The sequence below is a fragment of the Leclercia sp. M-A074-M genome (assembly GCF_965195605.1).
In the GTDB taxonomy this organism is placed as follows: domain Bacteria; phylum Pseudomonadota; class Gammaproteobacteria; order Enterobacterales; family Enterobacteriaceae; genus Enterobacter.
This window is the reverse complement of sequence record NZ_CBDAHM010000006.1, coordinates 225,458-244,081: the sequence shown is the minus strand read 5'-3', so window position 1 is coordinate 244,081 and position 18,624 is coordinate 225,458. Positions and strand designations below refer to the sequence as shown.

The 18,624-nt window shown below is 54.3% G+C and carries 19 protein-coding genes and 1 tRNA gene; 16 read left to right on the top strand and 4 right to left on the bottom strand.

All coding sequences use genetic code 11. The features are described 5' to 3' along the window. Positions 1 to 4 precede the first annotated feature (4 nt). The 8 genes from dsbC to ompA all read left to right on the top strand — a co-directional run bounded on the left by dsbC (position 5) and on the right by ompA (position 8,257). On the top strand, positions 5 to 718 hold the full coding sequence (gene dsbC, locus ACOKCT_RS14380) for a bifunctional protein-disulfide isomerase/oxidoreductase DsbC (RefSeq protein WP_156655193.1): 714 nt from the start codon (positions 5 to 7) through the stop codon (positions 716 to 718). A 5-nt stretch (positions 719 to 723) separates the two neighbouring features. Further along, the gene (gene recJ, locus ACOKCT_RS14375; protein WP_103176870.1) at positions 724 to 2,457 is read left to right on the top strand and encodes a single-stranded-DNA-specific exonuclease RecJ; all 1,734 of its coding nucleotides are present in this window, start codon (positions 724 to 726) and stop codon (positions 2,455 to 2,457) included. Between the two features lie 90 nt (positions 2,458 to 2,547). Then, a protein-coding gene (prfB, locus tag ACOKCT_RS14370) for a peptide chain release factor 2 (RefSeq protein ID WP_103176869.1) occupies positions 2,548 to 3,646 on the top strand; the annotation gives its coding sequence in 2 pieces (ribosomal slippage) (positions 2,548 to 2,622 and positions 2,624 to 3,646; 1,098 coding nt in all). 9 nt (positions 3,647 to 3,655) lie between these two features. Continuing rightward, on the top strand, positions 3,656 to 5,173 hold the full coding sequence (gene lysS, locus ACOKCT_RS14365) for a lysine--tRNA ligase (protein ID WP_180209364.1): 1,518 nt from the start codon (positions 3,656 to 3,658) through the stop codon (positions 5,171 to 5,173). Between the two features lie 223 nt (positions 5,174 to 5,396). Continuing rightward, a complete protein-coding gene (actS, locus tag ACOKCT_RS14360) occupies positions 5,397 to 6,134 on the top strand; it encodes an amidase activator ActS (RefSeq protein ID WP_103176867.1) in 738 nt (245 codons plus the stop codon). An 80-nt stretch (positions 6,135 to 6,214) separates the two neighbouring features. Beyond that, a tRNA-Gly gene (locus tag ACOKCT_RS14355) sits at positions 6,215 to 6,288 on the top strand. A 180-nt stretch (positions 6,289 to 6,468) separates the two neighbouring features. Continuing rightward, positions 6,469 to 7,098, top strand: a complete 630-nt coding sequence (locus ACOKCT_RS14350) for a helix-turn-helix domain-containing protein (protein ID WP_420193601.1) — start codon at positions 6,469 to 6,471, stop codon at positions 7,096 to 7,098. Between the two features lie 115 nt (positions 7,099 to 7,213). Further along, positions 7,214 to 8,257: a porin OmpA gene (gene ompA, locus ACOKCT_RS14345; RefSeq protein WP_420193600.1), complete on the top strand. Its 1,044-nt coding sequence runs from the start codon at positions 7,214 to 7,216 to the stop codon at positions 8,255 to 8,257. 54 nt (positions 8,258 to 8,311) lie between these two features. Here ompA and ACOKCT_RS14340 read toward each other — a convergent pair whose 3' ends face one another. Continuing rightward, entirely contained in the window at positions 8,312 to 8,674 is a 363-nt protein-coding gene (locus ACOKCT_RS14340; protein WP_420193599.1) for a hypothetical protein, read from the bottom strand. Between the two features lie 185 nt (positions 8,675 to 8,859). Here ACOKCT_RS14340 and yjdI point away from each other — a divergent pair, with 185 nt between their 5' ends. Both yjdI and ACOKCT_RS14330 read left to right on the top strand, forming a co-directional pair. Further along, on the top strand, positions 8,860 to 9,090 hold the full coding sequence (yjdI, locus tag ACOKCT_RS14335; protein WP_040074154.1) for a 4Fe-4S mono-cluster protein YjdI: 231 nt from the start codon (positions 8,860 to 8,862) through the stop codon (positions 9,088 to 9,090). Positions 9,091 to 9,100: 10 nt separating this feature from the next. Continuing rightward, entirely contained in the window at positions 9,101 to 9,373 is a 273-nt protein-coding gene (locus tag ACOKCT_RS14330) for a GNAT family N-acetyltransferase (protein WP_103176863.1), read from the top strand. A gap of 37 nt (positions 9,374 to 9,410) precedes the next feature. On the opposite strand, the gene ACOKCT_RS14325 is transcribed toward ACOKCT_RS14330, so the two are convergent. Both ACOKCT_RS14325 and ACOKCT_RS14320 read right to left on the bottom strand, forming a co-directional pair. Further along, entirely contained in the window at positions 9,411 to 10,640 is a 1,230-nt protein-coding gene (locus ACOKCT_RS14325) for an amino acid permease (RefSeq protein WP_420193598.1), read from the bottom strand. 118 nt (positions 10,641 to 10,758) lie between these two features. Further along, entirely contained in the window at positions 10,759 to 11,220 is a 462-nt protein-coding gene (locus ACOKCT_RS14320; protein ID WP_103176861.1) for a multidrug/biocide efflux PACE transporter, read from the bottom strand. Positions 11,221 to 11,324: 104 nt separating this feature from the next. Here ACOKCT_RS14320 and ACOKCT_RS14315 point away from each other — a divergent pair, with 104 nt between their 5' ends. The 4 genes from ACOKCT_RS14315 (at position 11,325) to ACOKCT_RS14300 (ending at position 15,150) form a co-directional block, all read left to right on the top strand. After that, a complete protein-coding gene (locus ACOKCT_RS14315; protein ID WP_103176860.1) occupies positions 11,325 to 12,200 on the top strand; it encodes a LysR family transcriptional regulator in 876 nt (291 codons plus the stop codon). A gap of 74 nt (positions 12,201 to 12,274) precedes the next feature. Continuing rightward, positions 12,275 to 12,787: a cupin domain-containing protein gene (locus ACOKCT_RS14310; protein ID WP_420193597.1), complete on the top strand. Its 513-nt coding sequence runs from the start codon at positions 12,275 to 12,277 to the stop codon at positions 12,785 to 12,787. Positions 12,788 to 12,958: 171 nt separating this feature from the next. Continuing rightward, the gene (locus tag ACOKCT_RS14305) at positions 12,959 to 14,137 is read left to right on the top strand and encodes an acetyl-CoA C-acetyltransferase (RefSeq protein WP_103176858.1); all 1,179 of its coding nucleotides are present in this window, start codon (positions 12,959 to 12,961) and stop codon (positions 14,135 to 14,137) included. Between the two features lie 329 nt (positions 14,138 to 14,466). Further along, positions 14,467 to 15,150, top strand: a complete 684-nt coding sequence (locus tag ACOKCT_RS14300; protein ID WP_103176857.1) for a porin — start codon at positions 14,467 to 14,469, stop codon at positions 15,148 to 15,150. A 153-nt stretch (positions 15,151 to 15,303) separates the two neighbouring features. Here the strand turns inward: ACOKCT_RS14300 and ACOKCT_RS14295 are convergent, their stop codons facing one another. Next, complete coding sequence (locus ACOKCT_RS14295) at positions 15,304 to 16,479, bottom strand: oligogalacturonate lyase family protein (RefSeq protein ID WP_156655189.1); 1,176 nt, start codon at positions 16,477 to 16,479, stop codon at positions 15,304 to 15,306. 454 nt (positions 16,480 to 16,933) lie between these two features. Between ACOKCT_RS14295 and kduI the strand changes: the two genes are divergently transcribed. Next, positions 16,934 to 17,770: a 5-dehydro-4-deoxy-D-glucuronate isomerase gene (kduI, locus tag ACOKCT_RS14290; RefSeq protein ID WP_214422367.1), complete on the top strand. Its 837-nt coding sequence runs from the start codon at positions 16,934 to 16,936 to the stop codon at positions 17,768 to 17,770. Between the two features lie 62 nt (positions 17,771 to 17,832). Further along, the gene (gene kduD / locus ACOKCT_RS14285; RefSeq protein ID WP_103176854.1) at positions 17,833 to 18,594 is read left to right on the top strand and encodes a 2-dehydro-3-deoxy-D-gluconate 5-dehydrogenase KduD; all 762 of its coding nucleotides are present in this window, start codon (positions 17,833 to 17,835) and stop codon (positions 18,592 to 18,594) included. The last annotated feature ends 30 nt before the right edge of the window (positions 18,595 to 18,624 follow it).

The following is an 18,624-nucleotide window of genomic DNA, read 5'->3' as shown; positions in this document are numbered from 1 at the left end:
CAATATGAAAAAGTCTTTAGTGCTGTTCTCTCTGCTGGCAGCGTCATTATCCGGTCTGGCGCATGCTGACGATGCGGCCATCAAACAGTCTCTGGCGAAGCTTGGTGTCACCAGTAGCGAAATTCAGCCTGCGCCCGTTGCGGGCATGAAAACGGTACTGACCAACAGCGGCGTGCTGTATGTGACCGAAGACGGTAAGCACTTTATCCAGGGACCGCTGTACGACGTGAGCGGCGCGCAGCCGGTTAACGTTACCAACCAGATGCTGATGAAAAACCTGAACGCGCTGGAAAAAGAGATGATCGTCTACAAAGCGGCGCAGGAAAAACATGTCATTACCGTCTTTACCGACATCACCTGCGGCTACTGCCACAAGCTGCATGAAGAGATGAAAGATTACAACGCGCTGGGGATCACCGTGCGTTATCTCGCCTTCCCGCGTGCGGGCGTGCAGAGCCAGCCTGAGCAGGACATGAAGGCCATCTGGTGTGCGAAAGATCGCAACAAAGCCTTTGATGATGCCATGAGCGGTAAAGGCGTTAAGCCTGCCTCCTGTGATATCGACATTGCCAATCACTACGCGCTGGGCGTGCAGTTTGGTGTGACCGGTACGCCTGCGATCGTGCTGAGCAACGGCTATGTTGTGCCGGGCTACCAGGGGCCGAAAGAGATGAAAGCCTTCCTTGATGAGCACCAGAAACAGTTTGGCGGTAAATAATTCGCGTGAAATCTTCGACACAACTTCGTCGTCGTGAAGTGGACGAGAGCGCCGCGTTACCCGCGACGCTCCCTCCGCTGTTGCGTCGGCTCTATGCCAGCCGTGGCGTGCGAAATGCAGATGACCTTGAACGCAGCGTAAAGGGTATGCTCTCCTGGCAGCAGCTTAGCGGCGTCGAACGCGCCACCGAGCTGCTGTACAACGCCCTGCGGGAAGGAACGCGCATCATTGTGGTGGGGGATTTTGACGCCGATGGCGCCACCAGTACCGCGCTGAGCGTGCTCAGCCTGCGGGCGATGGGGTGCGACAACGTCTCATATCTGGTGCCGAACCGCTTTGAGGATGGCTATGGCCTGAGTCCGGAAGTGGTGGATCAGGCTCACGCCCGCGGCGCGCAGATGATCCTGACGGTGGACAACGGGATCTCCTCCCACTCCGGAGTTGAGCGCGCCCATGAATTTGGCATCCCGGTGCTGGTCACCGATCACCACCTGCCTGGGGATACCTTACCGGCGGCAGAAGCGATCGTTAACCCCAACCTGCGCGACTGCGACTTCCCGTCGAAATCGCTGGCGGGGGTGGGGGTGGCTTTCTATCTGATGCTGGCGCTGCGTACACGGCTGCGTGATGAAGGGTGGTTTGACGCTAAAGGTATTGCGCCGCCTAATCTGGCGGAATTCCTCGATCTGGTGGCGCTGGGCACCGTAGCGGACGTGGTGCCGCTGGATGCCAATAACCGTATTCTGACCTGGCAGGGTTTGAACCGCATTCGGGCGGGGAAATGCCGTCCGGGTATCAAGGCGCTGCTGGAGATCTCCAACCGGGACCCGCTGCGGCTGGCGGCCAGCGATCTCGGCTTTGCCCTTGGCCCGCGTCTGAACGCTGCCGGACGTCTGGACGATATGTCGGTGGGCGTAGCGCTGCTGCTGTGCGATAACATCGGCGAGGCGCGCGTACTGGCCAACGAGCTGGACGCGCTGAACCAGACCCGCAAAGAGATCGAGCAGGGGATGCAGGCCGAAGCCCTGATCCTCTGCGAAAAGCTGGAGCGCAGCGGCGACTCGCTGCCCGGCGGGCTGGCGATGTATCACCCCGAGTGGCATCAGGGGGTGGTGGGCATCCTCGCCTCGCGCATTAAAGAGCGTTTTCACCGCCCGGTGATCGCCTTTGCCCCTGCCGGAGACGGCACCCTGAAAGGATCCGGCCGCTCGATTCAGGGGCTGCATATGCGCGACGCGCTGGAGCGCCTGCATACGCTGCATCCGGGGCTGATGATTAAATTTGGCGGCCACGCCATGGCGGCGGGACTGTCGCTGGAAGAGGCGAAATTTGACCAGTTCCAGCGCCTGTTCAGCGAGCTGGTCACCGACTGGCTGGATCCGGCTCTGCTCCAGGGCGAAGTGGTCACCGATGGCCCGCTGGCGCCGGCGGATATGACCATGGAGGTGGCGCAGATGCTGCGCGACGCCGGTCCGTGGGGGCAGATGTTCCCGGAGCCGCTGTTTGACGGGCGTTTTCGCCTGCTGCAACAGCGTCTGGTGGGGGAACGGCATCTGAAGGTGATGGTGGAGCCGGTTGGCGGCGGTCCGCTGCTGGACGGTATCGCCTTTAACGTGGACACCACAATCTGGCCTGATAACGGCGTACGCGAAGTCGAACTGGCCTATAAACTGGATATTAACGAGTTTCGCGGCAACCGCAGCCTGCAAATCATCATCGACCATATCTGGCCACTTTAGCATCACTATTCCGCTATAAAAAAGGGCGTGAATCCGGTACAATTCCGCCCTTACACCGCATTTTTACTCGTCCATAAAAGAAAACAGACCATGTTTGAAATTAATCCGGTAAAAAACCGCATTCAGGACCTCACCGAGCGCTCCGACGTTCTTAGGGGGTATCTTTGACTACGATGCCAAGAAAGAGCGTCTTGAAGAAGTAAACGCTGAGCTGGAACAGCCAGACGTCTGGAACGAACCTGAACGCGCACAGGCGCTGGGTAAAGAGCGTTCCTCTCTCGAAGCTATCGTAGATACGCTGGATCAAATGGCGCAGGGTCTGGATGATGTTTCCGGACTGCTGGAGCTGGCCGTTGAGGCCGACGACGAAGAGACCTTCAACGAAGCTGTCGCAGAGCTCGACGGGCTGGAAGAGAAGCTGGCACAGCTGGAATTCCGTCGTATGTTCTCCGGCGAGTACGACAGCGCCGACTGCTACCTTGATATCCAGGCCGGTTCCGGCGGTACAGAAGCCCAGGACTGGGCCAGCATGCTGACCCGCATGTATCTGCGTTGGGCTGAAGCCCGCGGCTTCAAGACTGAGATTATCGAAGAGTCTGAAGGCGAAGTGGCAGGCCTGAAATCTGTCACCATCAAGATCATTGGCGATTATGCCTACGGCTGGCTGCGTACTGAAACCGGCGTACACCGTCTGGTGCGTAAGAGCCCGTTCGACTCCGGCGGTCGCCGCCATACCTCGTTCAGCTCCGCGTTTGTCTATCCGGAAGTGGACGAAGATATCGACATCGAAATCAACCCGGCAGATCTGCGTATCGACGTCTACCGCGCATCCGGTGCGGGTGGTCAGCACGTTAACCGTACGGAATCTGCGGTGCGTATTACCCACATCCCAACCGGGCTGGTGACACAGTGCCAGAACGACCGTTCCCAGCATAAAAACAAAGACCAGGCCATGAAGCAGATGAAAGCGAAGCTTTATGAGCTGGAGATGCAAAAGAAAAATGCTGAGAAACAGGCGATGGAAGATAACAAGTCTGATATCGGCTGGGGCAGCCAGATCCGTTCTTACGTCCTTGATGACTCCCGCATCAAAGACCTGCGTACCGGTGTCGAAACCCGTAACACGCAGGCGGTGCTGGATGGCAGCCTGGACCAATTTATCGAAGCAAGTTTGAAAGCAGGGTTATGAGGAACCAACATGTCTGAACAACAAGCACAGGGCGCTGACGCGGTAGCCGATCTTAATAATGAACTGAAAACCCGCCGCGAGAAGCTGGCTGCGCTGCGCGAGCAGGGCGTGCCGTTCCCGAACGATTTTCGCCGCGATCGTACCTCAGACCAACTGCATGCTGACTTCGACGCTAAAGAGAACGAAGAGCTGGAAGCGCTGAACATCGAAGTGGCCGTTGCTGGCCGCATGATGACCCGTCGTATCATGGGTAAAGCCTCCTTTATTACGCTGCAGGATGTTGGCGGTCGCATTCAGCTGTATGTTTCTCGCGACGATCTGCCAGAAGGCATCTACAACGAGCAGTTCAAAAAGTGGGACCTGGGCGATATCCTGGGCGCCAAAGGCAAGCTGTTCAAAACCAAGACCGGCGAGCTCTCCATCCACTGCACCGAGCTGCGTCTGCTGACCAAAGCCCTGCGCCCGCTGCCGGACAAGTTCCACGGCCTGCAGGATCAGGAAGCGCGCTATCGCCAGCGCTACCTGGATCTCATCTCTAACGATGAGTCCCGCAACACCTTCAAAATTCGCTCTAAGATCATGGCCGGTATTCGCCAGTTCATGGTTAACCGCGACTTTATGGAAGTGGAAACCCCAATGATGCAGGTGATCCCGGGCGGTGCCTCCGCGCGTCCATTCATTACCCATCACAATGCCCTGGACCTGGACATGTACCTGCGTATCGCGCCGGAACTGTACCTGAAGCGTCTGGTGGTGGGCGGTTTCGATCGCGTATTTGAGATCAACCGTAACTTCCGTAACGAAGGCATCTCCGTTCGTCATAATCCAGAGTTCACCATGATGGAACTCTATATGGCCTACGCGGATTACAAAGATCTGATCGAGCTGACCGAATCCCTGTTCCGCACCCTGGCGCAGGACATTCTGGGCACCACCGAAGTGCCGTACGGCGAAGAGGTGTTCGACTTCGGTAAGCCGTTCGCTAAGCTGACTATGCGTGAAGCAATCAAGAAATACCGTCCGGAAACCGAGATGGCCGATCTGGATAACTTCGACTCTGCGAAAGCGATCGCTGAGAGCATCGGTATCAAGGTTGAGAAGAGCTGGGGTCTGGGCCGTATCGTGACCGAGATCTTCGAAGAAGTGGCCGAAGCGCACCTCATTCAGCCAACCTTCATTACCGAATACCCGGCTGAAGTCTCTCCGCTGGCGCGTCGTAACGATGTGAATCCGGAAATCACTGACCGCTTCGAGTTCTTCATCGGTGGCCGCGAAATCGGCAACGGCTTTAGCGAGCTGAACGATGCAGAAGATCAGGCGCAGCGCTTCCAGGATCAGGTTGATGCGAAAGCGGCGGGTGACGACGAAGCGATGTTCTTCGACGAAGATTACGTGACCGCACTGGAACACGGCCTGCCGCCGACGGCGGGTCTGGGTATTGGTATCGACCGTATGGTGATGCTGTTTACCAACAGCCACACCATCCGCGACGTGATCCTCTTCCCGGCGATGCGTCCGGTAAAATAATCCCTGTTGCGAAAAAGCCCCGGCGTATATTGCGTCGGGGCTTTTTTATTGCCTGGCGTTTGTCGCGAAGCGCAGCGGTGAGCCTCTTGCAGCCCGGGCTTCTTCGCCCTTCACGGCCTGGAGCGTAATCGCTGCTACACTGGTTGTCGCGCAGGGTGCTCTTGGGCATCCGTAATGAGGCTGCTATGATAGCGCGGCCATTCACGTTGACCGAGGAACTGTTTTGTTTGCAGGAAGCCCGACGAAAAACCCCGTTTCTGCTCTGTTTTGCCTGATTCTGGCCCTGTTGCTGGCGGGATGCGCGGGCAGTAAATCATCGGATTCTGGCCCGGTGTATACCGTTAAACGCGGTGATACGCTGTACCGTATATCGCGTGCGACCGGCACCAGCGTGAAGGAGCTGGCGCGCCTGAACAATATTTCTCCGCCTTACACCATCGAAGTGGGGCAAAAGCTGAAGATTAACGGTACCAGCAGTACGGCCAGAAAGTCTTCGTCAAAGAGCCGCGGTAAAACCGCTGCGGTCACCCCATCTTACACCGTACCGAAATCTTCCTGGCCGCCTGTCGGGCAGCGCTGCTGGGTCTGGCCTGCCAGCGGCAAAGTGGTGATCCCGTACTCCACCGCAGAAGGGGGAAACAAAGGCATTGATATCGCCGGCACCCGAGGCGCACCGGTGTATGCTTCCGATGCGGGCAAAGTTGTCTATGTCGGCAATCAGCTGCGGGGTTATGGCAATTTGATCATGATTAAGCACGGTGAGGACTACATCACCGCCTATGCCCATAACGACACAATGCTGGTGAATAACGGGCAAAACGTGAAGGCGGGGCAGAAGATTGCGACTATGGGCAGCACCGGCTCCAATACCGTGGCGCTGCATTTCCAGATCCGCTATCGGGCGACGGCTATCGATCCGATCCGCTATTTACCGGCGCCGGGCGGTAAACCGAAGTGCTAAGTGACTATTTTATCGCCACTTAGCAAGCAGGTCTCTTGTCAGCAGAGGCGTAAGGTCTATAATGCCTTACGCACCTCAAAGCGGGCGTAGTTCAATGGTAGAACGAGAGCTTCCCAAGCTCTATACGAGGGTTCGATTCCCTTCGCCCGCTCCAGCTTTTATCTCTGCAACAGCGCGACACAGCATCCGTCCCCGTCGTGCAAAAATTTAAAAATAAACAACCTAAATTTTACCCGCCGTTTATTCATTGCTATATCTGAAGAGAGAAGTAGAGGCCAACCTGCGCAAATCGCAGAGCTATTCTGGCTGCTATCCAACGTTATCAGGTCATACTATGCATCTTATTTCACCCGTTCGTCCCGAAGAGGCCATGCAGCGTCTGCTTGCTGCGCTTGAGCCGATCGCGGATAAACTCCAGGTCATCCCCCGCAAGCGAATGACCTGGACATACAAAGGACGTCCCCAGCTCTACTTTTTTATCGAGGGAGAGTTATCCATCCTGCGTGCCTCTGATGGGCTGTTGATTGTCACAGTTTACGAAGCGCATCTTTTTGGTATTGCGGAGATGATCCAGCCGACAAAAGGCCATATTCTGCGCACCGAAGCTGAGTCGACACTGTTACGGATTGATGCAGGGCGGGCGGCGGAACTTATTTCCCAACAAGGGTTATGGGAGGAGGTGGCAGCGGTGCTTTCCTACCATACTGCTTATCTGTTTTATCGTGACGCGCTAGTGGTACAACAACGAACCTATTCCGTGATACGTAACCACCTGCTGGAGATGATCACGCTGCCGGAACAGACTCGCATGCGTATATCGATCCTCGATTATATTCAGGACAGAACGCTGCTTTCCCGCAGCAGTGTGTTAAATGTCATTTCTGCCCTGAAACGAGGGGGATATATCAACTTTAAACGTGGCGGTTATCTTCAGGAGCTAAAGAGTTTGCCAGAGAGTTTTTAACTGAAAATTTAATTTTAAACAGAATGATAATTAACCTGACAGCTTTTTTTCTATATCGTTTGCCTACTGAAATTAATAAAGAAATCTATCTACAGTAAGTGTGAACGGGATTGTTATGAAAAAGACTATTGTTGCGTTAATTATCGCAAATGCTTTTACCGCTACCGCAGCTTTTGCTGCAGGTGATGCCGGAACCTGGTACAGCGGTGGAAAATTAGGTTGGTCGCACTATTTCGATACCAACACGGGTAGCAAAGCGCTGGATAATAACAGTGGCTCAAACCATTTTGATTTAGACCAGGATAATGTGAGTGGCGGTATTTATACCGGTTACCAGATTAACTCCTGGCTTGCTGTGGAAGGTGGTTACGACTATTTAGGGAATATGCAGTTAAACGGCCATCACGCCGGCGCTGGCGCCAGGATGAAAAGTCAGGGGATCCAGATGTCCCTGAAAGCCAGCTATGCCGTCACGCCGAAATGGGACCTGTATGGCCGGGCCGGGGCAATGGGATACCGGGCTGAATCCGATGTAAGCGGTCATAATCGCTTTGAAACCGGAGTCCGCCCGCTGGCTGCTGTAGGAACCGAGTATGCCTTTAACAAAAACTGGGCGGGCCGCCTTGAGTATCAATGGGTAAGCAACGTTGGCAACGCCAACCAGATTGGAGTAAGCAGTGATGTCAGTTCGGTTACGGCCGGGCTGAGCTACCGTTTTGGTCAGCATGAGGACGCACCTGTTGTCGCCACTCCCGCGGCTACCGTTGAACCGGCCCCGGCGCCACAGCGTTTTAACCTGAAATCCGATGTGATGTTTGACTATGACTCTGCAACCCTTACCAGCGAAGGCCACGCAGCGATTCGCCAGCTCTACAATAGCCCGGGTTTACAGCCTGCCAACGACAAGTCGACAGTGGTTATTGGCTACAGCGATCGTATCGGTACGCCTGACTACAATCTGCAACTCTCTGAACGCCGCGCGCAGGCTGTAGCTGATGAACTGGTTGCGCTGGGCATTCCGGCGCAAAACATCACCACAGCAGGCCGCGGTGCGAGTGAGTCCGTGACGGGAGCGCAATGTAATGGTCAGAGCGGCAACGCGCTGATTAGTTGTCTGTCCCCGGATCGTCGGGTGGTGGTAGAGATCAGTAATAAATAAAATTCTGGAACGCTTTTAACCCGGCATTAACCTGCCGGGTTTTTTTATCGAAGATTAGCCGGTAATAACCGGTTTGAGCGCAATATGTATCTGCTGTAACCCCATTTCATTCTTATCTTTCAGGTATTGCTGATTCATCATGGCTAATGCTTCTAATCGGGAAAGAGAAGCGTACACGGGCTGTACATCGCTATCCATTGCAAATATCTCTTTGGGTCTTACATCCTGTAAATATTGCTTTTTTAGCGTGTCGGTAAGCCTCTCTATATCCTGTTTATTGGAATTGTACAGCGAGGCGATATGGGATGTCTGTGCCGGTGGGGCTTTGCTGCCGGGCAGAACTAATGGAATATGCAACCTGTTGATCTGTTCAACTTTGTCCAGTTCCGGGCTGCTACAGCCGGTGATAAAAACCATACTAAATACCAGTATGAGCGGGGATATCTTTCTCATTATCTGACCTGTATTACTGAAAAACAGCGTTAATTATCCAGCGTGGGTAGCCAGATTGCAGATTAATGTTGTTTATTTTTAAACGAGCAGGTTGAATAGAGATGTCGCGCTATGCTTAATCCCAACCATAATAATTCAGAGGCAATGTCATGGATAATGAACTGCTGGAGGCGGGATACCGGGCCTATACCGGTGAGAAAATTGACGTCTACTTCAATACCGGCATCTGCCAACACGCGGGAAACTGCGTGCGCGGCAGCGCTAAGCTCTTCAATCTGAAACGTAAACCGTGGATCATCCCTGATGAAGTGGATGTCGATACGGTTGTGCGTGTGATCGATACCTGCCCAAGCGGCGCACTTAAATACCGCCACAAATAAGCGAGATAACATGGATATTCAGGAAGGCCATAACAAGTTTTACGTGAACGATGCCGAAGGCAATCAGGTTGCGGAGATCGTCTTTGTCCCCACCGGCGAGCACCTCAGTATCATTGAGCATACCGATGTCGATCCCAGCCTGAAAGGGCAGGGCGTGGGCAAACAGCTGGTGGCAAGGGTGGTGGAAAAGATGCGTGCCGAAAACCGTAAAATTATTCCCCTCTGCCCGTTCGCCAAACATGAGTTTGATAACACCCGCGAGTATGACGATATCCGCGCCTGATTCTGAACCTGCAGCAGCGCGCTGCAGGTTCTCTTTTTTAAGCGATAAACATCACCGACACGCATAACACCCCGATAATTAGCGTCAGCACATTGCCGACGGAGCGGTAGGGCTTCAGCGCCGGAATGAGGAAGGTCGACAGAGTCGGCATGATGAACAAAATCATGGCGATAAGCGGCCCGCTGATGGCATAGATCATCGAGATGGCATTGGGATTAATGCAGCACACCGTAAAGGTGATTAATGATACGCCCATCACCGACACGGTCCGATTAAAGGCCCGGCTTTTCTTCACTCCAACCTGGTTTAATGATGATTTCACCATCTCCGTCGCGCCCTCAATCACCCCGAAATAGGTGCCGAGAAACGACTTCGACATCGCGATGATGGCGACAACAATCCCGGAAATCCCAAGCCACGAAGGGGAGGAGGGCATCATCGAGAGCGCCGAGAGGATGGTGACCCCTTCCTCTTTCGCGGCGACGATGTAAGAGGGTGGGATCGACATCAGACAGCTGAAGACGAAGAAGAGCACGCTCAGGCAGATAACCAGGTAGGCCACCTTCATGATGCGGGTACATTTGCCCATGGCGGCCTCGCCATATTTCTCCCGCCGGTCGACGGCAAAGGTTGAAATAATCGGCGTATGGCTAAAGGCGAACACCATCACCGGAATGGAGATCCACACCTGGTGCAGAGTGTGCTTATCAACGCTCATCTGGCTGGTGAGCAGCGCGGGTTGCCAGCTGTGGGTGAGATAGAGCGACACCAGCAGGAAATAAGCGATCAGCGGGAAGACCAGAAAACCCATCACCCGGATGGTGGCATGCCGCCCCATCAGGAAGATCAGATTTAACGCCAGCACGACGCCCAGGCTGACCAGCACACGCACGGGGGTGTCCACCGTCATATGCTTCGCCAGCTGTTCGGTCAGCGAGTTGGTGATCGCCACGGCATAGATCTGCACCACCACAAAAAAGGCGATAAAGTAGAGCGTGGTGATCAGGTTGCCGATCTTTTTCCCGTAGTAGTAGGTCACCGCGCCGGTGATCCCTTCGCTACCTTTGGTTTTTGCAGAGAGGATGAACTGGCATAACGCTTTGTGGGGCCAGTAGGTGAATGGATATGCCACAAGGGCGGTGATGAAAAGGACGACAGCGCCCGCAGATCCCAGTTGGATGGGCAGGAACAGGGTTCCTGCGCCCACGGCAGTGCCGTAGAGGGCAAAGCTCCATAGGGTCTCTTCTTTAGACCAGATTTTCGACATGAGATAAACGTATCAACTATAAAACCAACAAAAAGGAGACTATTTTACCATAATCAACAGTTGGCCTGGCGGTTGGGACGGTTTTAAGCGGGCCGGAAAGCATTTCCGGCCAGGGGAGTTAAGAGGTGGCAGCCTGCCGCTGTTGGCGTCGCTTAATCATGCGATCGCGCAGGGTATCGTACGCCCAGTTATAAACCATGGTGTACGGCAAGAAGAAAATAAAGAAGCCAATCTCTAAGGTGAAGGCCTGAAGCAGGCTCACGCCCAGCACCAGCGATACAATCCCGACGCCGATAAAGATGAACCCGACTTCAAAGCCCAGCGCGTGCAGGGCGCGGACTTTCGCGGTGCGAGGCACCTTATGCCGCGGCCACAGCCTGTCGAACAGGTAGTTGAAGATGATGTTCCAGATCATCGCCGTGGTGGCGAGGAGAACAGTTAACCCGCCCATCTCCAGTATGGGGCGCTGCATCAGCCACGCGGTGGTCGGGGCCAGGATCGCCGTGGCAATACCCTCAAAACAGACGGCGTGAAAAATGCGTTCCGGCAGTTTTCTGCGCTGAACATCGTTGTGCTGCATAATCTCTTACCTCAAAAACAAGCCCGGACGGCCAATCATGCGGCTATTTTTATCGCTAAAAGTGATATATAAAAGTGAGATTCCATCGATAAAGTAGATACATCATGCGCTACTCACCCGAAGCATTAACAGCATTTGTCGAGACGGTTGCTGCGGGCTCTTTTTCCGCTGCGGCCCGCCGCCTGCGGAAAAGCCAGTCCACCATCAGCACCGCCATCGCCCATCTGGAGGATGATCTGGGTTTTGCCCTGTTCGACCGCAGTGCCCGCCAGCCGGTACTCACCGCCCAGGGCAAGCAGGTGCTGGGCTATGTGCAGTCGATTCTGGCGGCCAGCGCGCGGCTGGATGAACTGGCGGTATCCCTTAGCGAAGAGACCGAAGCACGGCTCACCTTTGTCCTCTCCGATACCCTGCATCCGGATGTGCTGGAGGAGATGCTGTTTCGTTTTGATGAGCGTTTTCCCCATACCGAATTTGAGTGTCTGATTGGCGAAGAGGAAGATGTCATCGATCTGCTGCAAAAAGGGCGGGCGCAGATTGGCCTCACCGAGGCGCGGGAAAACTATCCCACCGACATTGCCGCCGTTCGCCTTCCCATGCAGACCCATATGGCGATTTATACGTCAGCCAGCCATCCACTGGCCGCGCAGGCGCGAACGGAGCACGATGAACTGCACAGCTGGCGGGAGCTGCGCCTGAATACCTATCTGGAGCGTGAACCGGTGCTGGCGCAGGGGCCGGTCTGGTCGGCACCTAACTACCTGATGTTGCTCAGCATGGCGGTTCAGGGATTTGGCTGGTGCGCGCTGCCTTGCGCGCTGGTAGAGGAGTTTGCGCCGGCGAAAGCGCTGGTGCAGCTCAATGTGCCGGGCTGGCCGCGCTCGGTGGCGATCGATCTGGTCTGGAATAAACGCTCCCCGCCGGGGACGGCAGGCAACTGGCTGCGCCATTATTTACAGCAAAAAGCGGATCCGCGGTGATCTCTGCCCCCGTCAGTGGCGACATTGAAACGAACTACACTTAGCGGAGTGTAATAACTGACTGAGAAGAGACCATGACCGCTAAAACGAGAATCATACCCTGGACGCTGATGCTCTCCGCCAGAGAGTGGGTGCCGAATAATCCCCATTTGCCGGTGCTGCTCTATAAAGGGGTGATAACGGATGGCGATCGCGCAAGCCAGTTCGAACAACGATTTGCCGACAACGGTTGGCCGCCTCAGTGGCGCGATGGGGTTTTTGATTATCACCACTACCACTCTAATGGGCATGAAGTCTTAGGTATTGCCCGGGGGGCGGCACGCCTCATCGTTGGCGGACCTGGGGGCGAAGAGATCGAAGCAGAAGCGGGAGACGCACTGTTATTGCCTGCCGGAACCGGGCACTGCCGGATATCTGCAACCGACGATTTTCTGGTGGTGGGTGCCTATCCGCCGGGGACGGATGTTGATCTCTGCAAGCAGGCGGCGACGCCGGCCATGCTGGCGCGGATCGTTGCGTTGCCCTTTCCTGAGCGGGATCCGGTCAATGGAAACTCGCCCGCCTTAACCCAGTACTGGAGATCTTGACCCGCCTTGCCCTGCGCCCGCGCAGGTTAAGTTTCCCGGTATCGGCTGAGCAACCATTTCTCTCGGCCCTCCAGAATCCTTTGTGATAAAACTCACTTTTTTTAAACAATTACATCATTAGTTGATAACAATCCTCTACTATGAGCGGTGTCATTTTGCGCAGAGGTAGAGATGAAAGACGTCGTGATAGTGGGTGCATTGCGTACCGCAATCGGCTGTTTCCAGGGAGCGCTCTCACGCCACTCGGCGGTTGAGTTAGGCAGCGTGGTGGTTCGCGCGCTGGTGGAGCGAAGCGGCATTGAGGGACACGAGATCGACGAAGTGATCCTCGGTCAGGTGCTGACCGCAGGCGCCGGGCAAAACCCTGCCCGCCAGGCGGCGCTGAAGGGAGGATTACCCAATACCGTCTCTGCCATCACCATCAACGACGTGTGCGGCTCCGGTTTGAAGGCGCTGCATCTGGCGACCCAGGCGATCCAGTGTGGCGAAGCCGATGTGGTGATCGCGGGCGGCCAGGAGAACATGAGCCGTGCCCCGCACGTGCTCACCGACAGCCGTACCGGGGCGCAACTGGGCAACAGCCAGCTTATCGACAGCCTGGTGCATGACGGGCTGTGGGATGCCTTCAACGATTACCATATGGGGGTCACGGCAGAGAACCTGGCGCGTGAATATGGCATCTCCCGTGAGCTGCAGGACGCCTATGCCCTCAGTTCCCAGCATAAGGCCCGGGCGGCCATCGACGCGGGCCGTTTTCGCGACGAGATCGTACCGGTTGTCGCCCAGAAGCAGGGCGGGGAGAACCTGCTGGTGGATACAGATGAACAGCCGCGCACCGATGCCAGCGCAGAGGGGCTGGCGCTGCTGAACCCTGCCTTTGAGCTCACCGGGTCGGTCACCGCCGGGAATGCCTCCTCGATTAATGACGGGGCCGCCGCAGTGATGATGATGAGCGAGAGCAAAGCCGAAGCGCTGAATCTGCCGGTACTGGCGCGCATCAAAGCCTTTGCCAGCGTGGGTGTTGATCCCGCCTTAATGGGGATCGCCCCGGTTCACGCCACGCGCCGCTGTCTTGAACGGGCAGGCTGGCAGCTGGCGGATGTGGATTTGATCGAAGTGAACGAAGCCTTTGCTGCCCAGGCGCTGTCGGTGGGCAAAATGCTGGAGTGGGACGAACGCCGGGTGAATGTTAACGGTGGAGCAATCGCCCTGGGTCACCCCATTGGCGCATCGGGCTGCCGTATCCTGGTCTCACTGGTGCATGAGATGGTAAAACGCGATGCGCGTAAAGGGCTGGCTACGCTGTGCATCGGCGGCGGGCAGGGCGTGGCATTGGCTATAGAAAGATAATTCGCGTTGATATATATCAATCCAAATAAGCCTCCGATCCCGGAGGCTTATTTGTTTGTGAGCTTCATCATATTTTTACCTCCTGTCAGTAAAATCTCAATCATCCGCAAAATAGTTAACTTATTCCTTGAATCGATAATAACGATTTAGTGTGATCGCGATCCTTTAAATTCCCCTTAAAAGTCAACATTTGTTGATATTGCTCACGGCTGGGTTTGCCAAAAAAAATGAAACAGATAATTACGATCGAGATCACTAAAATTACGTTTATTAAAAAATAAAATGCAATTCCATAAAAACGAAACATCATTTTAAACGAGGGTTTTTCCATGTTTAAGAAATCTCTGGTCCTTGCTTCACTTATTGGCGCTTCTTTCGCAGCTCAGGCTGTCACCGTGGATCTGCGTCACGAATATATCGATAGCGGCTCGAACGCCGACCGTGTTTCGGTTTCGCACCGTTTCGAAAATGGCTTTGGTTTCTCAGTAGAAGCAAAATGGAAATCTGGCGGCGATAAAGCTGACCAGCCATTTGCGGACGTGGTGGGTAACGGCCATGAAGATCAGATTAGCTGGCGCTGGAAAGCGAACCAGAACATTGCGTTAACACCAGGCTTTACCCTCGAAAGTAAAGACAGCTTCACCATTTATAAACCCTATCTGCACGCGCAATATAGCTTCGATAATGGCTTCTATGTGGCTGCCCGTTATCGCTATGACTACACCCGTTATCCGTCAAGCGCGAATAAAGACGACGATAAAGTTAACCGTGGCGACGCCTGGGTTGGTTGGGTAATGGGCGACTGGCGTACCGAGCTGAACTACGTATACGCGAAAAGTACAGAAGGGAATATTCGTAACAACAATAAAGATTACTCCCAGGAATATAACGTTAAGCTGGCGTACAAAATTGATAAGAACTGGGCTCCGTATGGCGAAGTGGGTAATGTTGGTGTGAAAGACACCGATGAGCGTCAGACCCGTCTTCGTGTCGGCGTAGCTTATTCATTCTAATAATAAGCAATACCTCCGGGATAAACCGGCTCTCAGGAGCCGGTTTTTTTGCGTCTGTAATGTATTATTTTTGCGCTTTATGCCTTATCAGCGGATAAAAAAAGCCCTCCATAAAGGAGGGCAAGGCCAGTTACAGGAACACAAACACAAACATTATTCTCGCAACAGTTCTGGTTGCTCAGGAAGCTTCGCAATATAGAGAGCAGGTTTGCCATCTTTATCGGAACTAAACAGCACCGCTTTATCATCCGGGGTAAAGGAGGGGTGCGGGTGAGTGACCTGACGGCTGTTTGCCACGGTTGCCCAGGAGGTATCGTGACGCGCGATACGGAAATACGCCTCTTTCGCCACGTCGAATGCATAAAGATACGGATCGTTATCGATGGTGTAACCGCTGGTATCTTTCACATCGACCGGCGTACCGGAACCATCACCGACCAGCAGCGTGCCGTCAAAGTTACTCATCAGGTGTGAACAGGCAGGCATCTTCATGACCGCGCGGTTCTCACCGGTATCCGGATTGAAGCTATACACGGTACGTCCTTGCTCACCTTTCAGGTAAGAGACATAGACCAGCGCTGAGCCATTCGGTACCCAGAATTCATGGGTGCAGCTTTCGCCTGCGGCGTGCTCTTTCACCTTGCGAACGTTGCTGCCGTCTTCGTTGACCATCCACATACGGGCATCCACCAGATCGTGCGGGCCTTCATGACAGAACGCGACGGTACTGTCGTCAAACGGACGGTAAATCGGGTGGCCCAGCCAGTTCTTCTCTTCATGGATTACGCTGCTTTCACCGGTCTGCAGATCGACCCTCAGCAGGCGGCAGTGTGGGCCTTTATGGAAGAAGTCGTGGAAGATTTTCCAGTCGTTGAGCGGCGTCCAGTCGCTCTTCGCAATTTCGATGCCCACCAGTTTGGTGCAGTCGCTGTTGGCCACCCAGGTGCCATAGCCGACCCAGTCGTCGCTGACGCGATAGACTTCACGCTCCTCTAGGGTGGTCAGATTGACTTCCCGCAGGGTGCGATCATTCTTAACGTAATAGAGGGATTTATCATCCGGTGAGAGGAAGCCGCCAAAGGTGTTATCGCCTGCGCCTTCGGTTAACTGCACCGCTTCGGCGTTTTTCAGATCCAGCAGATAGTAGTTCCAGTGGCCATCGAATTCACCCGCAAACAGCAGGTGGTTGCCATCGTTGAAAAAGCACTTTTGATAGAAGTAGTTACGGTGACAGGTAACTTCAGGGGGGGTCAGGCGGGTCACTTCCACGCCTGTATCCGGATCGCGGCTGACCTCATAGTTCAGTTTGACCCGCATACCTTTTGCCATGATGCGCTCCTTGAATTCGACGGCAGGATCGCGCCTGCGGTCCGATCGGTAAATATGAGTTTAAAAACTGGGTGTTAAAATATCAAAACAATGTTTCAATGTGTGTGACTGGTGGCGCACTTCTGAAGGAAAAGCGTGCTGATTCATCAATATGATTAATTTTGTTCAGTTTTTTCTCATGACCTCATCCATTTTTTATTTTTTTATAACCTTTTGTTTAATATGAAAAATAACTGACTTGATTTAAAAAAATAATCTAAGAAAAGCTTGTCAACTCCCTGACAATCGTGATCGGAACTACAGTTTTGAGATTATCATACAGAAAAAGTGAAACATCGTTTTGAATGTAATTGAAAACCTATTTCACAGCAGATAATATGTGCTCATCATGAAAACGGAACACCGTTTTGTTAATTATCCAGGCCGTCGCGGCCGATAAATTCTGGAGGTTAATGTGGAAGTCAGACAAAGCATCCACAGCGCGCATGCAAAAACGCTGGATACCCAGGGTCTGCGTGATGAGTTTTTAGTCGAGAAAGTGTTTGTCGCAGATGAATACACCATGGTGTACAGCCACATTGACCGCATCATCGTTGGCGGCATTATGCCAGTTGCCAAAACGGTTTCTGTGGGTGGGGAAGTGGGCAAGCAGCTCGGCGTCAGCTTCTTCCTGGAGCGTCGCGAGTTGGGCGTGATCAACATTGGCGGCCCGGGCACCATTACCGTTGACGGTCAGTGCTATGAGATCGGCCATCGCGATGCGCTGTACGTCGGGAAAGGCGCACAGGAAGTGGTATTTGCCAGCGTCGATAGCAGTAAACCGGCGAAGTTCTACTACAACTGCGCCCCGGCACACACCACCTACCCAACCAAAAAAGTGACCCCGGCAGACGTTGCTCCGGTCACCCTGGGTGACAACCTCACCAGCAACCGCCGCACCATCAACAAATACTTCGTTCCAGATGTGCTGGAAACCTGCCAGCTCAGCATGGGTCTGACCGAGCTTGAGCCAGGCAACCTGTGGAACACCATGCCGTGCCATACCCACGAGCGCCGCATGGAAGTGTACTTCTACTTCAATATGGAAGAAGACGCCTGTGTATTCCATATGATGGGTCAGCCGCAGGAGACACGCCATATCGTGATGCATAACGAGCAGGCGGTCATCTCTCCAAGCTGGTCTATTCACTCCGGCGTAGGCACGCGTGCCTATACCTTCATCTGGGGCATGGTAGGTGAAAACCAGGTCTTCGATGATATGGACCACGTTGCCGTTAAGGATCTGCGCTAGTCGCGGACAGTTAAGCATAAACTTGCCTGTTCGTTCAGGCGCTGAAAGACTAAGGATAAAAAATGATTCTGGATGCATTTTCTTTGCAAGGTAAAGTTGCGGTTGTGACCGGTTGTGACACTGGCCTCGGTCAGGGCATGGCGTTGGGGCTGGCAGAAGCGGGCTGCGACATCGTGGGGATCAACATCGTTGAGCCGCAGGAGACCATCGAGCGTGTAACCGCGCTGGGCCGTCGTTTCCTGAGCCTGACCGCTGACCTGCGTAAGATCGACGCTATCCCTGAGCTGCTTGACCGTGCGGTTGCGGAATTCGGTAAAATCGACATTCTGGTGAACAACGCCGGTCTGATCCGTCGTGAAGATGCGATCAACTTCAGCGAGCAGGACTGGGATGACGTCATGAACCTGAACATCAAGAGCGTATTCTTCATGTCTCAGGCAGCGGCGAAGCACTTCATCGCGCAGGGCAACGGCGGCAAAATCATTAACATCGCCTCCATGCTCTCCTTCCAGGGCGGCATCCGTGTGCCTTCTTATACCGCTTCCAAGAGCGGCGTTATGGGCGTAACCCGTCTGCTGGCGAACGAATGGGCGCAGCACAACATAAACGTAAACGCCATTGCGCCGGGCTACATGGCCACCAACAACACCCAGCAGCTACGTGCTGACGAAGAGCGTAGCGCAGCTATCCTCGAGCGTATCCCAGCGGGTCGTTGGGGTCTGCCAAGCGATCTGATGGGGCCGGTGGTGTTCCTGGCCTCCAGCGCATCTGACTATATCAATGGCTACACCGTAGCGGTTGATGGCGGCTGGCTGGCGCGTTAATTCCTGCTCAGGTCAAAAAACCTCTGCCTC

Excerpts from the sequence above, each read along its gene's own strand:
- ACOKCT_RS14325 (WP_420193598.1), bottom strand. The coding sequence starts at position 10,640 with ATGTCGAAAATCTGGTCTAAAGAAGAGACCCTATGGAGCTTTGCCCTC.
- ACOKCT_RS14330 (WP_103176863.1), top strand. The coding sequence starts at position 9,101 with ATGGATATTCAGGAAGGCCATAACAAGTTTTACGTGAACGATGCCGAA.
- ACOKCT_RS14315 (WP_103176860.1), top strand. The coding sequence starts at position 11,325 with ATGCGCTACTCACCCGAAGCATTAACAGCATTTGTCGAGACGGTTGCT.
- ACOKCT_RS14310 (WP_420193597.1), top strand. The coding sequence starts at position 12,275 with ATGACCGCTAAAACGAGAATCATACCCTGGACGCTGATGCTCTCCGCC.
- ACOKCT_RS14305 (WP_103176858.1), top strand. The coding sequence starts at position 12,959 with ATGAAAGACGTCGTGATAGTGGGTGCATTGCGTACCGCAATCGGCTGT.
- ACOKCT_RS14295 (WP_156655189.1), bottom strand. The coding sequence starts at position 16,479 with ATGGCAAAAGGTATGCGGGTCAAACTGAACTATGAGGTCAGCCGCGAT.
- dsbC (WP_156655193.1), top strand. The coding sequence starts at position 5 with ATGAAAAAGTCTTTAGTGCTGTTCTCTCTGCTGGCAGCGTCATTATCC.
- ACOKCT_RS14300 (WP_103176857.1), top strand. The coding sequence starts at position 14,467 with ATGTTTAAGAAATCTCTGGTCCTTGCTTCACTTATTGGCGCTTCTTTC.
- kduD (WP_103176854.1), top strand. The coding sequence starts at position 17,833 with ATGATTCTGGATGCATTTTCTTTGCAAGGTAAAGTTGCGGTTGTGACC.
- ACOKCT_RS14320 (WP_103176861.1), bottom strand. The coding sequence starts at position 11,220 with ATGCAGCACAACGATGTTCAGCGCAGAAAACTGCCGGAACGCATTTTT.
- ompA (WP_420193600.1), top strand. The coding sequence starts at position 7,214 with ATGAAAAAGACTATTGTTGCGTTAATTATCGCAAATGCTTTTACCGCT.
- ACOKCT_RS14340 (WP_420193599.1), bottom strand. The coding sequence starts at position 8,674 with ATGGTTTTTATCACCGGCTGTAGCAGCCCGGAACTGGACAAAGTTGAA.
- ACOKCT_RS14350 (WP_420193601.1), top strand. The coding sequence starts at position 6,469 with ATGCATCTTATTTCACCCGTTCGTCCCGAAGAGGCCATGCAGCGTCTG.
- lysS (WP_180209364.1), top strand. The coding sequence starts at position 3,656 with ATGTCTGAACAACAAGCACAGGGCGCTGACGCGGTAGCCGATCTTAAT.
- yjdI (WP_040074154.1), top strand. The coding sequence starts at position 8,860 with ATGGATAATGAACTGCTGGAGGCGGGATACCGGGCCTATACCGGTGAG.